Genomic DNA, 24046 nt, shown 5'->3' on the forward strand with positions numbered 1-24046 from the left:
TTTGCAAGGGCTGCGCCCGCGCCACCTCTCTCCAGCCTGCGGCTCCTGACATAAACTGTCAGGGCCCTGCTGTAGAGTGTTCGGGCCCTGCCACTGACTGGATCTGCCGATGACCACCGCCGAGCAAAGCGCACCTGCGCTGAAGGAAATCTTCAACCAGCAACGCCTGGAACATATCGCCGACGAAATGCTGGCGGTGTATCCGGGGTTCGATCGCCGGGGGTTTCTCAAGCACGCGAGCCAGGGCCTGGCCGAGTTATCGGTGATGCAGCGCCTGGCCCGGGTCAGTGACAGCCTGCACAGCGTGCTGGCGCTGGACTACGAAACCAGCCTGGGGTTGCTGGAAGCCCTGGCGCCGCGCCTGGACAGCCGGTTTGTGTGCATGTTCCTGCCGCACTACGTGGCCAGTCATGGCACCCATGCCTTCGAGCGCTCGATGCAGGCGCTGAAGTTTTTCACCGGGTTCGGCTCCTCGGAATTTGCCATACGGCCTTTTCTGCGCAGCGACCCGCAGCGCACCCTGGCGTTGATGCAGCAGTGGGCGCTGGACCCGGATGAGCATGTGCGGCGCCTGGCCAGTGAAGGCAGCCGCCCGCGCCTGCCCTGGTCCTTTCGCCTGGAGCAGATCCAGGCCGACCCGACGCTGGCCGCGCCGATCCTCGACGCGCTCAAGGCCGACCCCAGCCTGTACGTGCGCAAATCGGTGGCCAACCACCTCAATGACATCACCAAGGATCACCCGAGCTGGGTCCTGGACCTGATCGAAGGCTGGCCCCTGGACAACCGCCACACCGCGTGGATTGCCCGGCATGCCCTGCGCAGCCTGATCAAGCAGGGCGACCGCCGGGCCCTGGCAATCATCGGCGCCGGTGCCCGGGCCGAGGTCGAGCTGCTGGACCTGCGGATCGAACCGCCGACCATTCGCCTGGGGGAGCGGGTGAATCTGTCCTTCACCCTGGCCTCGACGGCTGCCGCCAGCCAGAAGCTGGTGGTCGACTACGCCATCGATTACGTCAAGGCCTCGGGCGCCACGTCGGCCAAGGTGTTCAAGCTCAAGGCGCTGACCCTCGCCGCCCATGCCCGCGAAACCCTGAGCCGCGCCCAGCACATCCGCGAACTGAGCACCCGCCGGCATTACGCCGGCAGCCACCGGGTGCACATCCTGGTCAATGGCGAATGCCTGGGCAGCACGCAGTTCGAGTTGCTGGGGGAGGACTGAGCTGTGCGAGAACGTACGAACACCTGACACTCTGCGGCGTTTTAGAGGGCCCGCCAGCCTCGCGGGCTCGGCAGCGGCTACAGAGGTGGGGGCCAGGCGCGACGCAAGCGGTCAAAGGCGGGGTTGCCGGTGCGACGCGAGGGCACCGACTCCAGCGCCAAAGGGTGCAGGGTGCGCTTGACCATAGAGGTCGCCAGGTCCTGGCAAGGCCCCGCCTCGGGAAAGTTGCGCTCCAGGGTTGCAACCCGGTACCCGGCTCTTCGATCCCACTGGCTGAAGCGGACCACGGTACTCCCCTCGATAATCACCGCGCCTTCCCTGCGCTCATCATCAACAAAATAAAACTCCAGGGCGCCCTGGTTCGGTTGCTCCAGCCCCCTGAGCCGTAGGTAGCACGCCAGCAGCGAAGTCAGGCGCAAGCCCTTGCCCAGTTCCACGCCGGGGCCAAGGCGGCGCTCGGCATCAAAGTAGACCTTCAACAGCACACCCAGCTCACGACCCTTGCGGGTGAGCACCGCCGGCTTTTCGTAAAGATGAAACTCCAGGGGTTCCCCCACCCGATCAAAGCCCTGGGCAAGCAGCTGTGCCGGGCTCAGCGCGGCAAGCTTCAGCAACCCGGGGCCAGCGTCGAAGGCCCCTTGCACCAGGCCGGCGAACAGTGATTCAAACTCCATCTCAAGCTTCCTGCGCCAGGGTCATGGGCCGAGCCTCGCGCACGGCCCCGGCGTCGACACTCGACATCGCGCCCGAGTCGGCTCGGCAGACCCGGAACCCGCCCGCCCTCTCAAGGCGATCGGGCAAGCCGCGATGACGACTCATCCGCCATCCGCCGAGAGTTCCACCAGGTTGTCGTCACTCTCACCGCAGCCAAACCCGACAATCGAGTCACCCGTCCAGTGCACCTCGGTCATCGCCACGCAACTGTTGTAGAACTGCCCCTCCAGAGTCCCGTCGGCCCTGAACACCCGTACATAGCCACCGGTGTTGTACAACGACTGCGCGCCATCACCGGGCATGCCGATGCTGGGGATCCAGCGGCTCCAGCTGAACAGCCGGTACTTCTGGTAGTAGAACGCTTTGTTTGGGCTGTAGTCCGGCTTCTGATAGGTGTAGCCGTAATAGAAGGCGTAGTAACCCTGAAACGCCAGGAACACAGCGACCACGGCGCAGAGAATGCGGGTGCGTTTTTTCATCGAGCAGGTAAGTCCTTTTACAGAAAATGACTGGGCCTAAGCCCTGGGTACACCGAGCATGCGCAGGCAGGATTGGATGATGACGTCGGCCAGGGCCTGGCTGTCACCTTGACGGGCGGCGATCACATCGTCAGTGGCGCCATGCACCCCGGCATAGATCAGCGAGGCCACGATGCCGGGGTGCGACAGCGACCAGGTGCCGGCCTGCTGCCCACCTTCAAGGATGCCCTGCAGTTGGGTGAGGATCGCGCCCTTGTCCGGGTTGTCGCGGTCATGGTGGTGATGGTTGGTGTAGACGATGTCGTGAATCCGGTAGGTCGCCAGGTACGTGTCGACGCTGGCGCGGATCCAGCTCGACAGGCGTGCCACCCAATCGTCGGCGGCGCAGGCCTCGACCGCCTGCTCCAGGCGCTGGAGAAAATGCGCGGTGTAGCGCTCGCCAAGGGCCACCAGCATCTCGTTCTTCGAAGCAAAGTAGTGATAGAAGGTGCCCTTGGCGACCTGGGCCCGCTCGACGATTTCACTGATGGTGGTGGCTTCCACACCCTGGCTCAGGAACAGGCTTTCGGCGGCTGCCATCAGTTCGTCCAGGCGCACTTCGGCAGGTTTGGTTCGGGGGCGCGGCAGGTCTGGCGCCTGCTGTTCATCCCTGGTGCGTTTCACGGTCATCGGCGGGTCCGGCCTGGCAGACAAAGGTCGACAGTTTAGGGGAATCGCCGTGCGCTAGCGACAGCAGCGCACTTCATAACCCATTGACCGACGGTCAGTCGACTACTTATGATGCCGCCACTCACTTCCCTTCCCCCCCTCCGGGAGTTGTCTCATGCAGCGTTATCGCCGCCCGGCCCTGGTGGCCGCCGCCTACCTCGGCACCTTCCTCGCGACACTGGATATCAGCATCGTCAACGTTGCCCTGCCGACCTTGCAGCACGCGCTGAACACCGACCTTGCCGGGTTGCAGTGGGTGGTCAATGCCTACGCCATCTGCCTGTCGGCCTTCATGCTGTCGGCCGGCCCCCTGGGCGATCGCTACGGTCACAAGCGCTGCTGGCTGATCGGCGTGGGGTTGTTCAGCATTGGCTCGGCACTCTGCGCCTGGGCCGGCGACCTGCTGCAATTGCTGGCCGGGCGCGCAGTGCAAGGGCTGGCCGGGGCGCTACTGATCCCCGGGGCGATGCCGATTCTCAGCCATGCCTTCCCCGACCCGAAGCAGCGCGCCCACGTGATTGGCGGCTGGTCGGCGTTCACTGCCATGGCCCTGATCCTGGGGCCGCTGGTGGGCGGCGTGCTGCTGGACTCGCTGGGCTGGCCGAGCATTTTCCTGATCAACCTGCCGCTCGGCTTGCTGGCCATCGTCCTGGGTGCCTGGGGCATCAGCGAACGCAAACACCCCGAGCACGCAGCACTCGATCCAGCCGGCCAGGTGCTCAGCGTGCTGTGGCTGGGGGCGCTGACCTATGGCCTGATCGTCGCCGGCGATGAGGGCTTCAGCGGCCCCACAGCCCTCACGGCCCTGGTCCTGGCTGGCGTGATGCTGGTGCTGTTTGTGCTGGTGGAGCGCCGGGTCAAACGCCCTCTGGTGCCGGTGCAACTGCTGCGCCAGGGCCCGTTTGCCGTGGCCAACCTGGCCTCGTTCATGCTGGGGTTCTCCAGCTACAGCAGCCTGTTTTTCTTTTCGATTTTCCTGCAGCAGATCCAGGGCTGGTCGGCCTCGGAAACCGGGCTGCGCATGCTCCCGCAATTTATCGTCACCGGTTGTGTGTCGATGCTTTTCGGCCGCCTGGCGGGGCGCCTGCCGGTGCCGCAATTGATGATCATCGGCTATGGCCTGATTGGCCTGTCGATGTGCGCCATGAGCAGCTTCGACGCCCACACGCCCTACGGGTGGGTGGGCTCGCTGTTTGCGGTATTGGGCCTGGGCATGGGCCTGGCGGTCCCGGCGACCGGGCTCAGCGTGATGGCCACGGCGCCAGCGGAACGCGCGGGGATCGCCTCGGCCACCATGAACGCCCTGCGCCAGACCGGAATGAGCGTGGGCATTGCCCTGCTGGGTAGCCTGATGAGCGCCCAGGCGGTACGCCGGCTCAGTGAGTCGGCTCGGGCCAACGGCTTTACCGACGCCTTGCCGATGGCCCGGGCAGCGGTCAACCAGCACTATTTCCCCAGCCATTGCGGGTTGTTTGCCGAGCTCTACAGCAGCGCCATGAGCAGCGGATTTCGCCTGGCCATGCTGCTCGCCGGCGCCAGCAGCCTGATCGCCATGGGCCTGCTGCTGCACACCCACCGCCGCCAAGAACGACGTCCAACCTCCCCGTAGCCGCTGCGGCCAGGCACGGGCCGCGTGCGGACGCGGGCCCCAACCCGAGCCTCGACAACCCAGCGCCGCCGCTGGCCCATTCAGCGCAACCTCCAGGTCAAAACCGGCAGCAGAAAGTCTGTGATTTAAACCACACAGCCACCGAGCGAAAGCTACCCTTGCAGGGCAACGCAACGAATCAGGACGATTCACCACAACAAGAATCCACACGAGGTCATGGATGCTGCCTGCCTTTGATCAATACGACTACATCGTGGTCGGTGCCGGCCCTGCCGGCTGCCTGCTGGCCAATCGCCTGTCGGCCAACCCGCAACACCGGGTCCTGCTGCTGGAAGCCGGTGGGCGCGATAACTACGCCTGGATCCATATCCCCGTCGGCTATCTGTTCTGCATCGGCAACCCGCGCACCGACTGGTGCTTCAAGACCGAGGCCGAACCCGGCCTGCAAGGGCGCAGCCTGAGCTACCCACGGGGCAAAGTGCTGGGCGGCTGTTCATCGATCAACGGCATGATTTACATGCGCGGCCAGGCCGGTGACTACGATGGCTGGGCAGCCGACGGCAACCCGGGCTGGAGCTGGCAGGAGGTGCTGCCGCTGTTCAAGAAGAGCGAAAACCACTTCGCCGGGGCCTCGCCCTTGCACGGTGCCAGCGGTGAGTGGAGGGTCGAGCGCCAGCGCCTGTCGTGGCCGATACTCGACGCCTTTCGCGACGCCGCCGAGCAAAGCGGCATTCCTCGCATCGATGATTTCAACGGCGGTGACAATCAGGGCTGCGGCTACTTCCAGGTCAACCAGAAGGCCGGGGTGCGCTGGAACGCCGCCAAGGCCTTTCTCAAGCCGATTCGCCAGCGCCCCAACCTCACCGTGCTCACCGACATCGAGGTGGAACGGGTGCTGCTGGAAAACGGCCGCGCGGTGGCCGTCCGGGCACGATGCCAGGGCCGGCTGCACAACTTCAAGGCGCGCCGCGAGATCATCCTCTGTGCCGGTTCGATCGGTTCGCCATGCATTCTCCAGCGCTCGGGCATTGGCCCCGCGCCGCTCCTGCAACACCTCGGCCTGGGGGTGGCCCACGAGCTGCCCGGGGTCGGTGCCAACCTGCAGGATCACCTGCAACTGCGGCTGATCTACAAACTGGAAAACGCCCGCACCCTGAACCAGATCGCCGGCACGCTGTGGGGCAAGATGGGCATGGGCCTGCGCTACCTGTACGACCGCAGTGGCCCGCTGTCCATGGCCCCGAGCCAGCTTGGCGCGTTTGCCCGCTCCGGGCCGGAACAGACCTCGGCCAACCTCGAATACCACGTGCAACCGCTGTCCCTGGAGCGCTTCGGCGAACCGCTGCATGCCTTCCCGGCGTTCACCGCCTCGGTCTGCGACCTGCGCCCGCAGAGTCGCGGCCAGGTGGTAATCAGCTCCCTGGACGCCGGCGCGGCCCCCGTGATCCAGCCCAATTACCTGAGCCATCCGCACGACCTGCGAGTGGCCGCCGACGCCATCCGCCTGACCCGACGCATCGTCGCCGCTCCGGCCCTGCAAGCGTTCAAACCCAGCGAATACCTGCCCGGCGCCGAGCTGCACAGCCAGGAGCAACTGCAGGAAGCCGCGGCGCGCATCGGCACCACCATCTTCCATCCGGTGGGCACCTGCCGCATGGGCCAGGATCGCCAGGCGGTGGTGGATGCCGAACTGCGGGTGCATGGCATCCCGGGGCTGCGCGTCGCCGACGCCTCGATCATGCCGCGCATCACCTCGGGAAACACCTGTTCACCCACCCTGATGATTGCCGAAAAAGCCGCCGAGCTGATTCTGGCCCCGGCCACCCGGAACATCAGCCAACAGCCGCAACTTGCCTGACCCGTACCAGCGGCTGGCCGGCGAGCGCGACCCGAAGCATGGAGCCCGGGCCGTGGAACAAATCGCCGGCACGCCGGCTCCTACCAAGAAGCTGTGACGCGCTAACCGCGCCGATACTGGCGTTGGCAGTGGAACAACAAAAATAATCACTGTGAGGGACACCTGTATGTCAGACCACGCTCAGCCCCTGAACCCGCCCCTGGCCGCCGCCACTGGCAAAGGCAGCCGCAAAGTCATCTTCGCCTCGTCCCTGGGGACGGTATTCGAGTGGTACGACTTTTTCCTGTATGGCGCCCTCGCGGCCGTCATCAGCAAGCAGTTCTTCGCCGGGGTCAACGACACCACGGCCTTTATCTTCGCGCTCATGGCGTTTGCCGCCGGCTTCGTGGTGCGCCCGTTCGGCGCGCTGGTGTTCGGGCGCCTGGGAGACATGATCGGGCGCAAATACACCTTCCTGGTCACCATCATCCTCATGGGGGTAGCGACCTTCGCCGTGGGCCTGCTCCCGACCTATTCGAGCATCGGCATCGCCGCGCCGATCATCCTGGTGCTGCTGCGCATGCTCCAGGGACTGGCGCTGGGCGGTGAGTACGGCGGCGCCGCGACCTACGTCGCCGAGCACGCGCCAGCCGGCAAGCGCGGCTTTCACACCAGCTGGATTCAGTCCACCGCGACCCTCGGCCTGTTGCTGTCGCTGCTGGTGGTGCTGGGTTGCCGCTACTTCACCGGCGATCAGTTCGAAGTCTGGGGCTGGCGCCTGCCATTCCTGCTGTCGATCGTGCTGCTGGGGATTTCCACATGGATCCGCATGAGCCTGCACGAGTCGCCGGCCTTCCTCAGAATGAAAGAGCAAGGCCGCGCCAGCAAGGCGCCGATCCGCGAATCCTTCGGCAAATGGGAAAACCTCAAGGTGGTGCTGATCGCCCTGTTCAGCATCAACGCCGGGCAAGCGGTGACCTTCTACGCCGCACAGTTCTACGTGCTGTTCTTCCTCACCCAGTTCCTCAAGATGGACCCGGCCCTGGCCAATATGCTGTTGATCATCAGCGTGGTGATCGGCGCGCCGTTCTTCATCTTTTTCGGCTGGCTGTCGGACAAGGTCGGACGCAAGCCGGTGCTGATGGTCGGCCTGTTGCTGGCTACTGCGCTGTACTTTCCGATCTTCAAATCCCTAGCGCACTACGCCAACCCGGCCATCGACCAGGCCAGCCGCCAGGCACCGATCAGCGTGATCGCCGATCCGGCCACCTGCACCTTCCAGTTCGACCCGGTGGGCAAGGCCAAATTCGACAGCCCGTGCGACAAGGTCAAGACCTTCCTGGTCAAGCAGGGCCTGCCCTATAGCAGCGTCGCCGCCCCGGCCGGGAGCCCGGTCCAGGTCAGCGTCGGTGAGTTGAAGCTCGACGGTTTCGACGAAGCGGCCCTGCGCGGCGCGGTGACCCTGGCCGGCTACCCGCAACAGGCTGACGCACAGAACGTCAACAAAACCATGGTGGTGGTGCTGATCGTGGCTCTGATCCTGATCGCGGCCATGTGCTACGGGCCGCTGGCGGCGCTGATGGTCGAGCTGTTCCCGACCCGCATCCGCTACACCTCCATGTCCCTGCCCTATCACATCGGAAACGGCTGGTTCGGCGGCTTCCTGCCCACTGTGTCCTTTGCCCTGGTGGTCTACACCGGCGATATTTTCTACGGCCTGTGGTACCCGGTGCTGGTCACCGGAGTCAGCCTGGTCGTAGGGCTGATCTGCCTGCGGGAAACCAAGGATGTCGATATCGACAATAACTGAGGCCGTTTTGACGCCGCACCGGGCCAGGAGAACCTTGGCCTGGCCCGGCGTTTTTTTTGCCTAGTACTTGGCCCTGAGGGCGAGGTTGAAGTTGCGCGGCTCGCCGTAGAAGTTCCAGTAATTGGTGTTGCCGGTGGTCTGGATGTACTTCTTGTCGAAGACGTTATCTAGGTTGTACTGCACTTCCAGATTCTGGTTGATCTCGTACACCGCGTGCAGGTTAGTGAGGGTGTAGGGATCCTGCTGGATCTTGAAGGACCTGCCGGCCTCGGTATAGGTCATGCTGCTCTGGGCATAGAAGCTGCCACCGACCCGGGCCTTGTTCAACACTCCCGGCAGGCGGTAGTCGGTGCTGACCTTGAACAGGTGACGTGGCGACGAGGCCGAAGAGTCCTCACCTTTCTGACTGCCGCCGATGTACTTGGACTGGGTGTAGGTGTAGCCGGCGGACAAGTTCCAATCAGCGCTCAAGGCTCCGTTCAGCTCCAGATCCAGGCCACGGCTGCGGACCTTGTCCGAAGCACGGTAGCAGCCGTTGGGCAAGGCCGGACACAGGGTTGCCGCTTCATTACCGTCAATCGCTTCGGCGCGGCCGGTCTGGTCGGTCTGGAACAGCGCCAGCGCCGAGGTCAGGCGCTTATCGAGGAATTCACCCTTGAGGCCGATCTCATAGTTGCTGCCGGTCATGGGGTCGAGGATCGAACCATCCACCCCGAGGTTGTTCTGCGGCTTGAAGATTTCGGTGTAGCTGGCGTAGGCCGAGAACTGTTGGTTGAGCTCCTGAACCAGGCCGGCATAGGGCGTGAACTGACGGTTTTTCGCGTAGTCGCTCTTGTTGCGTGCGGTGACCTGGGTCAGGTTTTCGCTCTTGAACCAGCTGACCCGGCTGCCGAGGATCAAGCGTGTGGAATCGCTCAGGCTGAAACGGCCGGCGGCGTATACCCCCTGCTGTTCCTGGGTGATGTTGTACTTCCATTTATTGACACTCAGGGCCGTAGGCGCCGGCGGGTTGAAGGCACCCGGGTCGTTGACGTCAAACACGTAGTTGTAGGTCAGGTCGTTGCCGCCGTGGTAGTCGAAGTCGTCGATCCGCGCATTGCTGCCCAGGATCAGTTCGTGCTGTTTGCCGAACAACTGAAACGGGCCGGTCAGGTAGCTGTCGACGCTGGTCTGGGTGTCGTTGTAGCGGAAATGACGGGGTTGCAGGCGAAAGCTGCTGTCGGTGTTGGCGACCTTGGTCGTGAAGTTGCCGAGGAAGTCGGACTTGGCCCAAGTCTGGTTGGCGGCCACCACCAGCTTCCAGTCGTTATCGAAGTCATGCTGGATATCACCGAACACCGTGGTGTTGCGCTTGTCGAGGTGGTTCCACTTGCCGGTCAGGGAAGTGGAGCGGGACAAGGGGTAAAACGCGCCGTTTTCCTGGGTCGGCAAGCCGGACCAGTCGTAGCCGGAGTTGCGATCCTTCTGGTAGGTGAAACCCAGCGTCGCCATTGTCGAATCCGACAGGTCGGCTTCGACGATGGCGTAGAACACCTGGTTTTCTTTCTGCGCGGTGTCCAGGTAACTGTTGGCGTTGTTGTAACTGATCACCGTCCGCCCGCGCAGGGTGCCCGGCTCGTTGAGCGGCGACGACAGATCGAGCAGGGTGCGGTAGTCATCCCAGGAACCGACCGAGGTTTCCACCAGCACCTGGGGTTCGACAGTCGGGCGCTTGCGCACCAGGTTGATCGCCGCCGATGGGTTACCCGCCCCCTCCATCAGTCCCGTGGCGCCCCGCACGATCTCGACCCGATCGTAGATCTCGGTGGTCGGCTTGGCGATCGCATCCATCGAGTAAGCGTTGCTGATATTGGTGGGGATGCCGTCGATCTGCAGGGTCTCTACCAACTGCCCGCGGGCCATGTACATCGAACGCTCGGCGCCGTTCTTGAGCACGGTGATACCGGTGGCGTTCTGCAGCACGTCATCGAGGTTTTTCATGCCCTGGTCATCCATCCGCTGGCGGGTGACCACGGTGACCGACTGCGGGGTTTCACGCAGCGACAACGGCAGTTTGGTTGCGGTCGCCGAGCGCCCCGTGGTGTAGGAGCGGGTACCCTCGGTAGTCGCCCCCAAGGCACTGCCGGTGACCTGGGTCGCCTCCAGTTGCACGGCCCCGGCCGGTAGCGCCTGCAAGAACCAGGTGCCCTGGCTGCCGAGACTGGCCATCAGGCCGCTGCCGCTCAACAGGCGCTGGAGCGCCGAATCGACGGCAAATTGCCCCTGCAAAGCTGCCGTGCGCTTGTTTCTGACCAGCGCCGGATCAAACGACAAACTGATGGCCGCCTGCTCGGCAAACCGGTTCAAGCTGTCTTCAAGGCTGCCGGCTGGAACGTCATAGGGGCGGGCCTGCACCGCATCAGCCGCCTGGACACAGAACGGGGCCGCCAGCAACACGGCGCCCGGGGTGAACAGAGCCACGCGCAGGGCGATTGCCAGGTGACTGCGGCGGGTTTTAATCGGGGTTACAGAACGGGACTTCAATGCAGCGCTCCTTACGATTGGCAGGTGTTATTCCTGTTTGTCGAAGGAGCGGAAAAAAGCCGTAAGTCTTTTTGATAATTATTCCTGTCTGCCTCTGTCGCGTCCGCTCAAGCCGCAACAATGCGCACCCAATAGCGGGTCCGGCGCTCGATACGCACCGGCAGCGACTGGCTCAACCCGGCCAGGGCGCGGTCGATGTCCTCAAGCTGGAACACCCCGGAAATGCGCAAATCGGCCACCGCCCCATCACACAGCAACCACCCCGTGCGATAGCGCCCCAACTCCTCGACCAACTGCTGCAGGCGCATCTGCCGCGCCACCACCGCACCTCGAGTCCAGGCACTGGCCTGCAACACGCTGACCTGGACCTGCTCGACCCTGCCCGCACGGATCAGGCACTCGTTGCCAGCCGTGATCAGCGGCCCCCGGCCACTGGCCAGCTGCACCGCCACTGTGCCCTCCTCCACGCTCAAGCGCGTGCATCCGGGCTCCTGGCGCACGTTGAACGCGGTACCGATCGCCTCCAGACGCGCCTCTGCAGTCTGAACGTAGAACGGCCGACGCCCCTGGAGCCCGTCGGTGTCGGCGCCGGTCCGGATGAATATCTCGCCTTCGCGCAGGGTAATCAGACGCCGCTCGGCACTGAACTCAGCGTCGGCGCGGCTATGGGTATTGAGTTGCAGCAGCGTGCCGTCGACCAGTTGAAAACGCTGGCGCTCGCCGGTACGGGTGACGTAGTCGGCGCTGGCCCCGCGCCAGGTCTGCTGGATCGCCACAGCCCCCAGCCCGCTGGCGCAGATCCCCAGTCCCAACAGCTTCAAGGCCTGGCGGCGGCTGTGGCTCGCCGCCGCGTTGGCCAGGGTGTCACGCGCCAGCCCAGCAGTCAGTTGCGCGGCAACCCGAAAGCGCTGCTCGTTGACTTGCAAGGCTTGCCAGGCATTTTCGTGACTGGGTTGCGCACGCCGCCACTGTTCGCAAGCAGCGTGCATGGCCGGGTCGGCCGCACCGGATTGCAGGCGCACCAGCCATTGGATCGCCTGGTCGAGCACCGCTTCGGGAATATCGTCCCGTGGCAATCCGCTCACATCAGGCCCCGAGCCAGATAGCAATGTCGGATCGCAGTGGCCATGTATTTCTCCACCGAACTTTGACTCACCCCCAGGCGCTCGGCGATCTCCCGATACCCCAGGCCTTCAAGGCGCGAGAGCAGGAAGGCGGTACGCACTTTGGGGCTCAGGCCGTCGAGCAACGCGTCGATCTGGGTCAGGGTTTCCAGCAGGATCAGGCGCTCTTCAGGCGACGGATGCTCGGGCTCGGGGAGCAAGGCGATGGCAGTGAGGTAGGCGCGCTCGATCTTCTGCCGCCGGAATCGATCAACCATCAAGCCCTGGGCAATACTGCTGAGCCAGGCTCTGGGCTGACGCAGTTCCGCGACCCGGTCGGGTTTGCCGAGCACGTAGAGAAAAGTGTCCTGGGCCATGTCCGCGGCGTTGTCGGTGTCGCGCAAGCGGCGGCGCAGCCAGGCGAACAGCCAGCCGTGATGATCGTGGTAAAGACGGCCGATGTCCTGATGCAACCTAAGCGGGCCGGGGGAAGATGGCGGCACTGGAACCCTCAGCTCATGGCAAGCGCGAAAATGCGGATAAGAATTGATCGCAATCATAGGCACTCGCCGCTGCGGACTCAAGGCATGTGTGCACCGATGCTGCCCATGCACAGGGCCCGACCTCTTGAACAATCCCGCCAGTTGCGCCACTGTCAGCGCACTTTTTTGGCTGATGGATCGCCTGCATGCCGTTTATTCTCCCTGCTGTCCTTGGACTGGTGCTGCTGGCGATGCTTTGGCGGCGCCAGAAAGCCCTGACTGCGCTGCGCCGCGAAGCCTATATCCGCAGTTTCACCTTGCCGCCCAGGTTGTTCGAACCGCTGCGCGCGCAGCACCCGCACCTGGACCTCAAGCACTGCCAGCTGGTGGCCCAGGGCTTGCGCCAGTTCTTCATGGCCTACCTCAAGAGCGGCCAGCGCTATGTGTCGATGCCGTCCCAGGTGGTCGACGATCTGTGGCATGAGTTCATCCTCCACACCCGGGACTACCAGGAATTCTGCGACAAGGCCTTCGGCCAATTCCTGCATCACACGCCGGCGGCGGTACTGGGCCAGGGCGCCGAGAAAAAAAGTGACATCGGTTTGCGCCGCTGTTGGTGGTTCGCCTGCCACGACGAGAACATCAACCCGAGCAAGGCCACGCGCCTGCCGTTGTTGTTCGCCCTCGATGCCAAGCTGAAAATCGCCAACGGCTTTCACTACGTGGTCGATTGCCAGTCGCTGCAGCGCGTGACCGAGAGCGGCGCCCAGACCACGATTGTCCATTGCGGCAGCGAGCTGTACAGCGTCAGCAGCGACAGCGATTCCGGCTCCAGCTTCGGCAGTGACGACTCCCGATTCGATGGTGACTCCGGCAGCAGTGATGGCGGAGGCGACAGCGGTGGTTGCGGAGGGGGCGGTTGCGGGGGCGGCGGCGGTGATTGAGCAATGGCCGCTGCAGTTTGATGAACGAACACCCGACATGGCACGCGCTACGCTTTGAGAATCCATCTGCGCCCAAGGAGTCTTGCGATGAAAAAAATCCTTTCCCTCGTCACCCTGTTGCTTGTAGCCGGTGGTGCCCATGCCGAAGGCGTTCCCGCATTCAACGTCGACTGCCCGGGCAATCTGGCGGTCAGCGCCGACCAGGGCGGGCCGGTGTTGATCAATGGCAAGGAAGCCAAGACCCGTACCGTCAACGAGCGTTTTTTTGAAGCCAAGGCGGCGGACGTGACGATTTCCATCAGCCTCTCCGACGATGACTCGGTGATCGTGAGCTACACCGGCAAGCACGGCGCCAATGGCATCTGCACCTCGGTCGATGACTGACCCCTTTCCCCTCCACACCTGAACAGATGAGTGATCGATGGATATTGCTGGCATCCCTTTTGGCACCACCGACTGGTCCCATATCGAGCCCACCGAGCACCCCGGCGAGACCGGCTGCGCCTACTGGCGCACCCGGCAGTTTGGTGCGATCCGGGTGCGCATGATCGAGTACAGCGCGGGTTACCTTGCCGATCACTGGTGCTCCAAGGGCCATATCCTGTTTTGCCTGGAGGGCGAGTTGCACACTGAACTGGAGGACGGCCGGCAGTTTGTACTCAGCCCGGGCATGAGCTACCAGGTGGCCGACAACGCCGAACCCCATCGCTCGTTCACCGCGGTCGGCGCCAAGCTGTTCGTGGTCGACTGAGGCCTAGAACAACCCCAACTGCCCGCCGATCAGGGTGCTGAAATCATCCTGCACAAAGGGCAGGATCGCATCCGCCACCGGCTGCAATTGCCGGGTCACGTAGTGGTCGTAATCGATGGCGGCCTGGCGATTCTCCAGGGGCTCGGGGCCGGCCAGGGTGATCACGTAGCTGATCGAACCGCCATTCTGGTACTGCCGTGGACGGCCGTGCAGGTCGTTGTATTCATCCGCCAGGCGCGCGGCCCGCACATGGGGCGGGACGTTGCGTTCGTAGTCGTCGAGCCGGCGGCGCAGGCGCTTGCGATAGACCAACTGCTGATCCAGCTCGCCGGCCAGGGTACGCCGCACATAGTCGCGCACATAATCCTGGTACGGCTGGCGTTGGAAGATCCGCTGGTAGAGCTCCTTCTGGAAATCCTGAGCCAGGGGCGACCAATCGGTGCGCACGGTTTCCAGGCCCTTGTACACCATCTCCTCGCGACCGTCGGCGTGCAGCACCAGGCCGGCGTAGCGCTTCTTGCTGCCCTCCTCGGCCCCACGGATGGTCGGCATCAGAAAGCGACTGAAGTGGGTTTCGAACTGCAACTCCAGGGCACTCTCCAGCCCGTACTCCTCACGCAGGTGATCGCACCACCACTGGTTGACCTGCTGCACCAGGCCGCGGCCTATGCGCGTCGCGTCCTCCTCGGCATGGGCGTGACCGAGCCAGACAAAGGTCGAGTCGGTGTCGCCGTAGATCACGGTGTGGCCCTGGGCCTCGATCAGTTCGCGGGTGCGGCGCATGATTTCGTGGCCGCGCAAGGTGATCGAAGACGCCAGCCGCGGATCGAAAAACCGGCAACCACTGGAGCCGAGCACGCCGTAGAAGGCGTTCATGATGATTTTCAGCGCCTGGGACAACGGCTGGTTGTGCTCGCGCTTGGCCTGCTCGCGGCCTTCGGAAACCCGGGTGACGATAGCCGGTAGGCAATGCCTTGAACGGGAGAACCGCGCGCCGCGAAAACCCGGCACCGACTCGTTGTCCCCGGGGTGGCGCAAGCCGTCCACCAGGCCCACCGGGTCGATCAGGAAACTGCGGATGATCGATGGGTACAGGCTCTTGTAGTCCAGCACCAGCACCGACTCGTAAAGCCCCGGCCGCGAGTCCATGACAAAGCCGCCGGGGCTGGCCTCCGGCGGGCGCTCACCCAGGTTCGGCGCAACAAATCCCTGGCGGTGCATCAGCGGCATGTACAGGTGGGTAAAGGCGGCGACCGAGCCGCCATTGCGGTCGGCGGGCAAACCGGTAACGGTGGCGCGCTCCAGGAGAAAAGTCAGCAGCTCGGTCTTGGCGAAAATCCGCGTCACCAACTCGCAGTCCTTGAGGTTGTAGCGGGCCAGGGCCGGTTTGTCCTCGGCGAACATGCGGTTGATTTCATCCATGCGCTGGTAGGGCGTGGAAATCGCCTTGCCCTCACCCAGCAGGGTCTGGGCCACGTTCTCCAAGCTGAAGGACGGAAAACTCCAGGTGGCCGAGCGCAGGGCCTCGATCCCATCGATGATCAGGCGCCCCGCCGCCGAAGCGAAGTAATGGGTGCGCGTACCGTGCTCGCGCCATTGCATCTCCTCGCCCCCACGCCCCAGGCGCAGCGGCACCGCCAGGCGCCGGGCATGTTCGTGCAGCACCCGCAGGTCGAACTGCACCAGGTTCCAGCCGATGATCGCGTCCGGGTCGTGCCGGGCCAGCCACTGGTTGAGCCGCTCGAGCAATTGCACGCGGTTGTCGCAAAACTCAAGGTCGAAGTCCACAGCGCTGTCGCTGTCCGTGGCACGCCCGAGCATGTACACCTGGCGCTGGCCACAGCCTTCGAGGGCGATGGAATACAGCTCGCCCTGCTCGCTGGTCTCGATGTCCAGGGACACCAGCTTCAGCGTCGGCCGGTATTGCGGGGCGGGTTTCATCTGCGCCTCGAGCAACAGGCCATTGGCGTCCGCCTGGCCGCCGAACCATACCGGCGCCGTAATGAAACGCTCCATCAGGTAGCGCTCCGGCGGACGGATATCGGCCTCGAACACATCGACACCGGCACGCCGCAGGGTCTTGTCGAGACGAATCAACTGATTGTGCTGCGGGCAATACAGGCCGAGCACCGGACGGTGCTGGAAGTCGCACAGCTCCAGGGGGCGCAACTCGACATCGGGGTCATCGACCAGCAGGCGCTGGGCCTGCTCACGCTGCTGCGCGGCAATGAACGCCACGGAATTCTGCACGGGCAGGCGGATCTGTCGGGGACCGTTGTCGGTCGCCAACCAGAATTCGACTTGCGTGCCTGCCGGCGTGTCACGCCAGTGCCGGGTCAGGACGAAGCCCTGCTGTAAATCCACCGCTGCAACCTCGAGAAGACGTTTTCAAGGGCGCGATTCTACCTGTCATCGCCTGCGATAGCCCGCGCCGGTGATGGCATTCCAGCTTTGTCGGACAATATGTAGTGCTCTAAAATTTTCACTACAAAACCGTTGACGAGGGGAATTTGCCCTTGCATGATGCAGACGTCTCCCCGATCGGGAGACGCGGCAAAGGTGTTATGAGCAAGCTCGTCTGACCGCCGAGCTGTGACCCGGATGTGTACTGCCCACAAGGCAGATTGATGAAACTGACCTGGCATGAACGTCCAGTACAAGGACGAGACGCTAGCGAGAACTCTTCAAGATGCTTGTGGCCGATGGCGGAAATATCGGCAGCTTCATCCAGGTTTGCGCTGCTTCTCCTCGTTGTGACGCTATTGCGTAGCAGTTAATCAAGGCAACTACACGCATCAGGCTCTGGGCCTTATCTGTATCCGACAGACACCCTCTGTCGCCCTGTTTCCGGTATCAGGGTTCAACTTACCGACGTAGCAACATGAATTAGCGACTCAACTAGATAGATCGATAAATGGTCAAGGGGCTTATAAAATGAATCTGAACAACCAACCCACTATTGATGAACTGGCTCACCTCTTTGCTAAGCAGAAGGACAGCCTGGACAGCCATATTCTGTGGATAGCCAAGTCAGGTCAGGTGCATATCGACTGCCTGTCGCCCCACACCCATGAACAAGAGTTCGACCAGCACCAACAGGACCTGGCGGCCCGCCTGAAGATGTACCGTCGCGGCCAGGGTTATGTCGGCAAGAAAGCTGCAGCAGACAAAGACTTCATCGGGCAGGTACTTGAAACCCTGAAGACTGAATGGCAATCGCTGCAGAACAAGTCGGAAGTTCGGGTTATCGATCGTTTCTGTTAAGTACAACTATCGAGCCTTTCCAGGCTGATATGAAAGGGGCCGCTCGGCAAATGAGTGGCCCCTTTTTTAATGGCTTGATTGTTTTTAAGCACGTATCGAAGTTGCAGTCGTCACCCCGCCATCAACAGCGTTATCCGCTGCCTCCACCGCCCAACACCACATAAACCCACCTCGGCTTTGCTGAAAAATTCCCGGGCTGTTCGCTCGGTGCCTGATGGACTTGGTCACGACCTTGCCTGCCAACGCATAGGGCTCATTTCCCCACAGAATGGAAAGCTCGCCATGCAACGTTTTTCCCTCAATACCCTGGCCCTCGCCATGACCCTGGCCACCGCGTGCGGCACCTTGAACGCCGCCCCGCTGTTGGACCCCAGCCCACAGCTCGCGCCCTCCGCCACCCATGCGAACCCGGCCAACAGTTGGCTGGAGATCGACCAGGCCGCCTTCGAAGGCAACATTGCCAAACTCCAGCAGCGTCTCGCCGGCCGCAGCCAGCTGTGCGCAGTGATGAAAGCCGACGCCTATGGCACCGGCATCGGGTTATTGATTCCCTCGGCGATCCGCATGGGGGTGTCCTGCATCGGTATCGCCAGCAACGAAGAAGCCAGGGTCGCGCGGGCCCAGGGTTTTACCGGGCGCCTGATGCGCCTGCGCAGCGCCACCCTGGAAGAGATGGAAGGCGCCCTGAGCTACAACCTCGAAGAACTGGTGGGCAACCTGGAGGTGGCGCGGCAAATGAACGCCCTGGCCAATCGGCACGGGACAAAACTGTCGGTGCACCTGGCCCTGAACTCGGCCGGCATGAGCCGCAACGGCCTGGAAATGAGCACGGTCGAGGGTAAGCGCCAGGCCGTGGCCATGACCCGGCTGGACCGGCTCCAGGTGGTGGGGATCATGACCCACTTCCCGGTCGAGGAACGAGAGGATGTGCTGCATGGCCTGGCGCTGTTCAAGGAGCAGTCGGCCTGGTTGATCGAGCACGCCCAACTGGACCGCAGCCGCCTGACCCTGCATTGCGCCAATACCTTCACCACCCTTGAAGTGCCCGAAGGCTGGCTCGACATGGTGCGCCCGGGCGCCGCGCTGTACGGCTACCCGGTGGGTGGCCACCAGGAGTTCCAGCGGGTCATGCAGTTCAAGTCGCGGGTGGCGGCGGTCAACCCCTACCCGGCCGGCAGCACCATCAGCTACGACCGGACCTACACCCTGAGCAAGGACTCGCAGATCGCCAACATCCCGGTCGGTTATTCGGACGGCTACCGCCGAGGTTTTTCCAACAAGGCCTCGGTGCTGATCCATGGCCAACGCGCGCCGGTGATCGGCAAGGTCACCATGAATACCCTGATGGTCGATGTCAGTGCCATCAAGGGCGTCCGGCCCGGCGACGAAGTGGTGCTGTATGGCAAGCAGGGTGATGAGGAAATCACCCAGGGCGAATTGGAGACCATCAACGGCGCCCTGCTGGCCGACCTGTACACGGTCTGGGGCAACTCCAACCCGAAAGTGCTGAAAGGACGCTAGGCAAAGTGCACCCTCGCGCCCCCTGCACAGTACCTTGACCCGCAGGGGCTGCGAGGGCGTGCTGGGGCACCATCAGCCCACGGCCCGCGCTTGCAGCCATTGGCTGAATAAGCGGGTCACGCGGGGCATGAACACATACACCACCAACAGCACGATGCTCAGGGTGATCAGCACATTGGCCTGGACATAACCACCCAGCCACGGCCACCCGGCGAACAGCGGTTTCCACAGCAGCGGCACAAGGAAGGTCAGCGGCAGGATCACCAGGAAGGTGACACAGGCCTGCTTCCAGCGCGGTGGCGGAGTCGGCGCACCGGATTCAGGCGGAGTGAACCAGAACTCGCGTTCGGCGTTGATCTCAGTCTGGTCGCCATCGGCCAGCAACGGCCGGGCCTGCTGCACCAGGTCGCGGCGATCGTCGGAATCCAGCCATTGCTGCAACTGCCCGGTGCTGGCAAAGCGCAGCACACTGGTGAACAGCGCCAGCCCGGCGTGGTGTCCGCGCACCACATCAATGCCCAGGTGGCCCGGGTAGGTGCGGGCCTTGGCGATGATCTGGCGCAACCAGGTTTCGTACTCCTGGTCGCGGCCCTGCTTGATCCGGTGCCGCACCAGCAGCGTGACCACGCCATCGGCAAGTTCGATATCCATGAAAGGCTCCAGCGGTAGGTGACACTGCACACGCGTTCGGGCGCCACCCGGGCGCCCATCGCGGCCTGGCCTTACTTGACCTGACGCTGCGGCGCGCCGTGGACCATGGTGTAGGCGTAGTCCACGCCCATGCCGTAGGCGCCGCTGTGTTCCAGCACTAGGCCCATGACCGCGTCGTAGGTTTCTTTGTGCGCCCAGTCACGCTGGTATTCGAGCAACACTTGCTGCCAGGTCACCGGCACCGCGCCGGCCTGAATCATGCGCTGCACCGACATGTCGTGGGCTTCCTTGGTGGTACCGCCGGAAGCGTCGGTGACGATGTACACCTCATAGCCTTCGGCCAGGGCTTCCAGGGCCGGGAAGTTCAGGCAGACCTCGGTCCACAGCGCGGCCATGATCAGTTTCTTGCGCCCGGTGGCTTTTACCGCCTCGACCAGCGCCTTGTCTTCCCAGGAGTTCATCGAGGTGCGCTCGATGGGCTGCTGGTCCGGGAACACCGCCAGCAGTTCCGGCCAGATGTAGCCGCTGAAGCTCTGGGTTTCCACCGAGGTCAGGATGGTCGGCACGTTGAAGATCTTCGCCGCCTTGGCCAGGGCCACGGTGTTGTTCTTCAGGGTCTGGCGATCGATCGATTGCACGCCGAAGGACATCTGCGGCTGGTGGTCAATCAGGATCAAGGTGGAGTTGGACGGGTTGAGCAATTCACGAATGGACATGGCGCGTTCCTTTTGATGTCGGTGTGTTCGGTTCGATGAGTGAGCCGCGGCGTGCTTCGTGGAAGACTGTTTGCTGCCGGCTTGGTGGCTAATTTAGGCGCTCGACAAAAAAGGGACAATCCTACAAAATCGAGAATCATTGATTCTAAATAAGGGACAATCATGGACCGCATCGAATGCATGCGCGCCTTTGTCGTCACCGTCGGTGAAAACGGCTTTGCCGCTGCGGCCCGGGCGATGGACGTGCCGCGCTCGAAAGTCAGCAAGCAGATCCAGGCGCTGGAAGACGCCATCGGCGTGCAGTTGTTGCAGCGCACCACCCGCAGCCTGCACCTGACTGAAGCCGGCGCCGAGTACTACGACGCGGCACGCGAAGTCCTGGCCTCGCTGGATGAAGCCGAGCAGCGTGCCCGCGACGGCATCGGCGAATTGCGCGGCGTGCTGCGGGTCAACGCGCCAATGTCCTTTGGCTTGCGCCGGCTCGGGCGCCTGGTGCCGCTGTTCCATCAATTGCACCCGAACATCGAACTGCAACTGGTGCTCAGCGACCAACAGGTGGACCCGGTACGCGGCGGCTTCGATGTGACCATCCGCATCGCCAGCCTGCCGGACTCTTCGATGGTTGCCCGGCTGCTGGCGCCGGCGCCGAGGATCATGGTCGCCGCGCCGGCCTACCTGGCCCGCGCCGGCGTCCCCCAGGTGCCCCGCGACCTCAGCCAGCACCAGTGCCTGAACTATGGCTACCTGCAAAGCGGAGTCAGCCTGCAACTGAGCAACGGCAAGGACACCCAGCGCGTGACCGTGACCGGCCCGCTGCACGCCAATAACGGCGACCTGCTGGCCCAGGCCGCCGAGGCCGGGATGGGCATTGCACTGTTGCCCAACTTTATCGTCGAGGACGCCCTGGCCGCCGGACGCCTGGTGCCCGTGCTGTGCGAATGGCAGGCACCGCCGATCACCATCAACGCGGTCTACCCTTCGGCGCGCCGGGTGCCGCAAAAGACCCGGGCCTTTATTGATTTCCTGGTGGAGCAGCTCGCGGAAAAACAGCCGGTGCCCTGACCGGCGATGAAATTCCGATCGGCAGCGAACGGCCTCCTACACTGAACAAGTAGCCCTCGCGAAACAGGAGCGCCGTGATGAAAATCTCCCCCAGGCTGGCTGTTTTCACTGTACTCGGCACCCTGCTTTACCTGGGGTTGGCGATCATTGGCAGGGGCGGGTTTGCTGCATTCTTCGCCCACCCGGCGTTGTGGGTGTTGGTGCTGGCCACCCTGGCGATGACCGGCGCGACGTTTTTCAGCGAGGGCAACCTCAGCTCCGGCGAACGCGAAGACACCGGCAACCGCTGGGTGCTGCCCGCCTTTGCCGTGATCGGCCTGCTGCAGGCGTTCGTTCCCGCCTACAGCGACCGGCTGCACCTGTGGACATTCAATGAGGGCGATGTGCGCTGGGTAGGCGTGGTGCTGTTCGTCGCCGGTGGCGTTCTGCGGCTGTGGCCGGTGTTTGTGCTGGACAAGCGTTTCAGCGGCCTGGTGGCGATCCAGCCCGGGCACCAATTGGTGACCACCGGCCTCTACGCCACCCTGCGCAACCCCAGTTACCTCGGGTTGCTGATCAACTCCATCGGCTGGGCCTTGGCGTTTCGCTCCAGCCTCGGCCTGCTGCTGACCGCGCTGATGCTGGTGCCCCTGGTGGCCCGTATCCATGCCGAAGAGGCACTGCTGCGCCAGACCTTCGGCAAGCGCTACAACGCTTATTGCGCCCACACCTGGCGCCTGATTCCGTGGGTCTATTGAACGCACCCGGCGCACCGGCAAGCCGGATATTTCACCATCTCCCCCTTGGCAGCACGGCCCGGCCCCGGTAAAACAGTGTGCCTGTGTTCAGCATTCCCCGACCTGAACCGACCACGAGACGCCTCGGCTGATGCAGCCCTGCCCCCTGCGAGACGCACCGCAAACCTTCGTGCAACTGGCCCAGCCCAGTGGTCGCAGCGTGGGCGTCGGGCTTGGCATCAAGAGTCGCCTGCTGGTCAACCTGCCCATGGCCCTGTGCCGTTCCCGCCTGCGTCATTCCTCGCGCCCTCCGGATCATCCGCAACACGCCTGATCGCCCTCCCGCGCCTCCTGTCTGGCAACTCCCGTTACTCATTGGTCACGGTCGACGCCGATTGTCGCGGATAGCGCCTCAGGCCTGATTCGGCGGCCGGCTGCCCTGGGCACCGGTCGATTCCCTGTATTGCCGAGGATCACCCATGACTGCTATCCAGAACCCGCTGGCCGCCAGCCAGCGTTGCCCGTCCTACTACAGCGCCACCCTGAATGACCCCACCGCCTACCCCACCCTGCAAGGCCAGGTCGCGGTGGATGTCGTCATCATCGGCGGCGGTTTCACCGGAGTCGCCAGCGCCGTGGAGCTGGCGGAAAAAGGCCTGAAGGTCGCCATCGTCGAAAGCCACCGGATCGGCTGGGGCGCCAGCGGACGCAACGGCGGCCAGGTCACCGGCAGCCTTTCGGGCGACCAGGCGATGCGCAAACAGATGCGCGCCAAACTCGGTGCCGAGGTCGACGATTTCATCTGGCACCTGCGCTGGCGCGGGCACCAGATCATCCAGCAGCGGGTGGACAAATACGCCATCGCCTGCGACCTCAAGCACGGTCACCTGCACGCGGCCTACAAGCCCAGCCACCTGCCCGAGCTGCGGGCCGATCACGAGGAAGCCGTACGCCGCGGCCTGGGTGACCAGGTCAGCCTGCTGGACCGCGAGCAAGTGCGCAGCCTGCTTGGCAGCGAGCTGTACCACGGCGCACTGAAGAACACCCGCAACATGCACCTGCACCCGCTGAACCTGTGCCTGGGCGAGGCGCGCGCAGCCCACAGCCTGGGGGCGCTGATTTTCGAACACAGCCCGGTGCTGGAGATCATCCACGGTGCCCAGCCGGCAGTGATTACCGCACAGGGTCGGATCGACGCCAAGCAGGTGCTGCTGGCCGGCGACGTCTACCACAAACTGGAGCCGGGCCAGCTCAAGGGCAAGATCTTCCCCGCCATGGGCGGCATCGTCACCACCGAGCCCCTGGGCGACCTGGCGCAACGCCTGAACCCCGAGGACCTGGCGGTGTACGACTGCCGCTTCGTCCTCGACTACTACCGCATGACCGCCGACGGGCGCCTGCTGTTCGGCGGCGGCGCCAACTACAGCGGCAAGGACTCGCGGGACATCGCCGGCGAACTGCGACCCTGCATCGAGCGCACCTTCCCGGCGCTCAAGGGCGTGGGCATCGATTTCCAGTGGAGCTGCGCCATGGGCATCGTGATCAACCGCATCCCGCAACTGGGCAAGCTCTCGGACAACGTCTGGTACTGCCAGGGCTACTCCGGGCACGGCATCGCCACCAGCCACATAATGGGCGAGATCATGGCCCAGGCGATCACCGGGCAATTGGAGCACTACGACACCTTCGCCGCCTGCCGCCACATCCGCGTGCCCTTCGGCGACCAGTTGGGCAACCCGATGCTGGCCGCCGGCATGTGGTACTACCAGATGCTCGAACGCCTGCGCTGACGGCGCGCTGCACCCAGGGCCGGAGTCATCAAGCCGGGATCGCAGACGCTGCTTGATGACTCGCCCTGTTTTTCAGTAGGCTGCGCCCCGTCAAAGGCATGGATCGCCCCCACTGACGGGAGGTTCAGGCGCACCCTTCAACCTGCA

Annotated in this window: 23 protein-coding genes; 13 read left to right on the plus strand and 10 right to left on the minus strand. The window is 63.7% G+C overall.

Translation table 11 applies throughout. The annotated features are described in order from the left end of the window. The first annotated feature begins 109 nt into the window (after nucleotides 1-109). Nucleotides 110-1219: a DNA alkylation repair protein gene (locus AC19YX_RS04025; protein ID WP_201130557.1), complete on the plus strand. Its 1110-nt coding sequence runs from the start codon at nucleotides 110-112 to the stop codon at nucleotides 1217-1219. A 77-nt stretch (nucleotides 1220-1296) separates the two neighbouring features. Here AC19YX_RS04025 and AC19YX_RS04030 read toward each other — a convergent pair whose 3' ends face one another. From AC19YX_RS04030 to AC19YX_RS04045, 4 genes are read right to left on the minus strand one after another with little or no spacing between them, the layout of a single operon-like run. After that, the gene (locus AC19YX_RS04030) at nucleotides 1297-1893 is read right to left on the minus strand and encodes a hypothetical protein (protein WP_500605707.1); all 597 of its coding nucleotides are present in this window, start codon (nucleotides 1891-1893) and stop codon (nucleotides 1297-1299) included. 1 nt (nucleotide 1894) lies between these two features. Then, nucleotides 1895-2038: a hypothetical protein gene (locus AC19YX_RS04035; RefSeq protein ID WP_500605708.1), complete on the minus strand. Its 144-nt coding sequence runs from the start codon at nucleotides 2036-2038 to the stop codon at nucleotides 1895-1897. Beyond that, on the minus strand, nucleotides 2035-2412 hold the full coding sequence (locus AC19YX_RS04040; protein ID WP_078472526.1) for a hypothetical protein: 378 nt from the start codon (nucleotides 2410-2412) through the stop codon (nucleotides 2035-2037). Before AC19YX_RS04040 ends, AC19YX_RS04035 begins: the two co-directional genes overlap by 4 nt. Before the next feature lie 36 nt (nucleotides 2413-2448). Then, nucleotides 2449-3081 (minus strand): TetR/AcrR family transcriptional regulator, encoded by a 633-nt coding sequence (locus AC19YX_RS04045; protein WP_078472527.1) that lies wholly within the window; start codon nucleotides 3079-3081, stop codon nucleotides 2449-2451. A gap of 154 nt (nucleotides 3082-3235) precedes the next feature. Here AC19YX_RS04045 and AC19YX_RS04050 point away from each other — a divergent pair, with 154 nt between their 5' ends. The 3 genes from AC19YX_RS04050 to AC19YX_RS04060 all read left to right on the plus strand — a co-directional run bounded on the left by AC19YX_RS04050 (nucleotide 3236) and on the right by AC19YX_RS04060 (nucleotide 8376). Beyond that, nucleotides 3236-4729, plus strand: a complete 1494-nt coding sequence (locus tag AC19YX_RS04050; RefSeq protein WP_500605709.1) for an MFS transporter — start codon at nucleotides 3236-3238, stop codon at nucleotides 4727-4729. A 220-nt stretch (nucleotides 4730-4949) separates the two neighbouring features. Continuing rightward, a complete protein-coding gene (locus tag AC19YX_RS04055) occupies nucleotides 4950-6587 on the plus strand; it encodes a GMC family oxidoreductase (RefSeq protein ID WP_500605710.1) in 1638 nt (545 codons plus the stop codon). 166 nt (nucleotides 6588-6753) lie between these two features. Then, nucleotides 6754-8376, plus strand: a complete 1623-nt coding sequence (locus AC19YX_RS04060; RefSeq protein WP_201130552.1) for an MFS transporter — start codon at nucleotides 6754-6756, stop codon at nucleotides 8374-8376. 60 nt (nucleotides 8377-8436) lie between these two features. Here AC19YX_RS04060 and AC19YX_RS04065 read toward each other — a convergent pair whose 3' ends face one another. The 3 genes from AC19YX_RS04065 to AC19YX_RS04075 all read right to left on the minus strand — a co-directional run bounded on the left by AC19YX_RS04065 (nucleotide 8437) and on the right by AC19YX_RS04075 (nucleotide 12505). Continuing rightward, nucleotides 8437-10899: a TonB-dependent siderophore receptor gene (locus AC19YX_RS04065; RefSeq protein WP_500605711.1), complete on the minus strand. Its 2463-nt coding sequence runs from the start codon at nucleotides 10897-10899 to the stop codon at nucleotides 8437-8439. A gap of 107 nt (nucleotides 10900-11006) precedes the next feature. After that, nucleotides 11007-11984, minus strand: coding sequence for a FecR domain-containing protein (locus AC19YX_RS04070; RefSeq protein ID WP_500605712.1), 978 nt, complete (start codon nucleotides 11982-11984; stop codon nucleotides 11007-11009). After that, on the minus strand, nucleotides 11981-12505 hold the full coding sequence (locus AC19YX_RS04075) for a sigma-70 family RNA polymerase sigma factor (RefSeq protein ID WP_342032571.1): 525 nt from the start codon (nucleotides 12503-12505) through the stop codon (nucleotides 11981-11983). Before AC19YX_RS04075 ends, AC19YX_RS04070 begins: the two co-directional genes overlap by 4 nt. Nucleotides 12506-12690: 185 nt before the next feature. Here AC19YX_RS04075 and AC19YX_RS04080 point away from each other — a divergent pair, with 185 nt between their 5' ends. The 3 genes from AC19YX_RS04080 (at nucleotide 12691) to AC19YX_RS04090 (ending at nucleotide 14179) form a co-directional block, all read left to right on the plus strand. Continuing rightward, on the plus strand, nucleotides 12691-13428 hold the full coding sequence (locus AC19YX_RS04080; protein WP_201130550.1) for a glycine-rich domain-containing protein: 738 nt from the start codon (nucleotides 12691-12693) through the stop codon (nucleotides 13426-13428). 87 nt (nucleotides 13429-13515) lie between these two features. Continuing rightward, a complete protein-coding gene (locus AC19YX_RS04085; protein ID WP_201130549.1) occupies nucleotides 13516-13812 on the plus strand; it encodes a hypothetical protein in 297 nt (98 codons plus the stop codon). A 37-nt stretch (nucleotides 13813-13849) separates the two neighbouring features. Next, nucleotides 13850-14179: a DHCW motif cupin fold protein gene (locus AC19YX_RS04090; protein ID WP_500605713.1), complete on the plus strand. Its 330-nt coding sequence runs from the start codon at nucleotides 13850-13852 to the stop codon at nucleotides 14177-14179. Between the two features lie 3 nt (nucleotides 14180-14182). Here the strand turns inward: AC19YX_RS04090 and AC19YX_RS04095 are convergent, their stop codons facing one another. Further along, a complete protein-coding gene (locus AC19YX_RS04095) occupies nucleotides 14183-16543 on the minus strand; it encodes a DNA polymerase II (RefSeq protein WP_500605714.1) in 2361 nt (786 codons plus the stop codon). 570 nt (nucleotides 16544-17113) lie between these two features. On the opposite strand from AC19YX_RS04095, the gene AC19YX_RS04100 reads away from it, so the two are divergent. Beyond that, entirely contained in the window at nucleotides 17114-17443 is a 330-nt protein-coding gene (locus tag AC19YX_RS04100; protein WP_020298805.1) for a hypothetical protein, read from the plus strand. A 282-nt stretch (nucleotides 17444-17725) separates the two neighbouring features. Continuing rightward, a complete protein-coding gene (alr, locus tag AC19YX_RS04105; protein WP_500605715.1) occupies nucleotides 17726-18964 on the plus strand; it encodes an alanine racemase in 1239 nt (412 codons plus the stop codon). A 72-nt stretch (nucleotides 18965-19036) separates the two neighbouring features. Here alr and AC19YX_RS04110 read toward each other — a convergent pair whose 3' ends face one another. Both AC19YX_RS04110 and AC19YX_RS04115 read right to left on the minus strand, forming a co-directional pair. Next, nucleotides 19037-19615 (minus strand): antibiotic biosynthesis monooxygenase, encoded by a 579-nt coding sequence (locus tag AC19YX_RS04110; protein ID WP_500605716.1) that lies wholly within the window; start codon nucleotides 19613-19615, stop codon nucleotides 19037-19039. A 71-nt stretch (nucleotides 19616-19686) separates the two neighbouring features. Continuing rightward, nucleotides 19687-20331: a hydrolase gene (locus AC19YX_RS04115; protein ID WP_020298808.1), complete on the minus strand. Its 645-nt coding sequence runs from the start codon at nucleotides 20329-20331 to the stop codon at nucleotides 19687-19689. A gap of 162 nt (nucleotides 20332-20493) precedes the next feature. Here AC19YX_RS04115 and AC19YX_RS04120 point away from each other — a divergent pair, with 162 nt between their 5' ends. From AC19YX_RS04120 to AC19YX_RS04135, 4 genes are all read left to right on the plus strand, one after another. Further along, complete coding sequence (locus tag AC19YX_RS04120) at nucleotides 20494-21393, plus strand: LysR family transcriptional regulator (protein WP_421547171.1); 900 nt, start codon at nucleotides 20494-20496, stop codon at nucleotides 21391-21393. 77 nt (nucleotides 21394-21470) lie between these two features. Continuing rightward, the gene (locus tag AC19YX_RS04125; RefSeq protein WP_500605717.1) at nucleotides 21471-22130 is read left to right on the plus strand and encodes a methyltransferase family protein; all 660 of its coding nucleotides are present in this window, start codon (nucleotides 21471-21473) and stop codon (nucleotides 22128-22130) included. A 130-nt stretch (nucleotides 22131-22260) separates the two neighbouring features. Further along, nucleotides 22261-22443 carry a hypothetical protein gene (locus AC19YX_RS04130; RefSeq protein WP_078472542.1) on the plus strand — a complete coding sequence of 61 codons (183 nt, stop codon included), beginning with the start codon at nucleotides 22261-22263 and terminating at the stop codon, nucleotides 22441-22443. Nucleotides 22444-22588: 145 nt separating this feature from the next. Continuing rightward, the gene (locus tag AC19YX_RS04135; RefSeq protein ID WP_078472543.1) at nucleotides 22589-23899 is read left to right on the plus strand and encodes an NAD(P)/FAD-dependent oxidoreductase; all 1311 of its coding nucleotides are present in this window, start codon (nucleotides 22589-22591) and stop codon (nucleotides 23897-23899) included. The last annotated feature ends 147 nt before the right edge of the window (nucleotides 23900-24046 follow it).

This window comes from Pseudomonas sp. MF09150, assembly GCF_059862355.1.